Origin of the sequence: Bartonella sp. AA81SXKL (assembly GCF_042196945.1) — a bacterium.
Taxonomy (GTDB): Bacteria; Pseudomonadota; Alphaproteobacteria; order Rhizobiales; family Rhizobiaceae; genus Bartonella.
Map to the genome: position 1 here is coordinate 1 of NZ_JBHIRH010000430.1, position 532 is coordinate 532.

The 532-nt window shown below is 31.4% G+C and carries 1 pseudogene; it reads left to right on the top strand.

What is annotated here, in order from left to right:
- Positions 1–8: 8 nt before the first annotated feature.
- Positions 9–277: pseudogene (locus tag ACFINZ_RS12080) on the top strand (type II toxin-antitoxin system RelE/ParE family toxin).
- The last annotated feature ends 255 nt before the right edge of the window (positions 278–532 follow it).

The following is a 532-nucleotide window of genomic DNA, read 5'->3' on the forward strand; positions in this document are numbered from 1 at the left end:
GAAAGAGCTTGGCTTGGACGATTAGATATGAAAAAAAAGCTCTTAGTTTTTTAAAAAATGCGATAAAAAAGAAGCACGGCGGATTGTTGATTTTTTAGATCAACACGTTGCTCCTCTTGAAGATGTGCGTGTAATAGATAAGCCCTTAAAAGGACAATTCTCAGGTTTATGGAGATATCGTGTAGGAGATTACAGGATACTTTGTGAACTCTATGATAAGGAGCTTGTCGTATTAGTTTTGGCTGTTGGACATAGAAAAAATATATATAAAGGTTAAGGTAAATCTTTTATAAAATATTTTGATCTTTAATCAAAGATTAAAAGGAGTAATACGGCGCAACTAATTAGAGCGGTTGTTAATAAAAAGAAATAAGCAGGAATTTTCAATTTAAAGCGCCAAAGTAAGTTAATGATGATGGACATTATACTAATAAATACGAGTACTTCTATTACAATTATTAAATCATCGAATGTTATACGTCGTTGAGGTTTTTCATAATCAGAGACAGTGGAAAACGAAATGTTATATTGA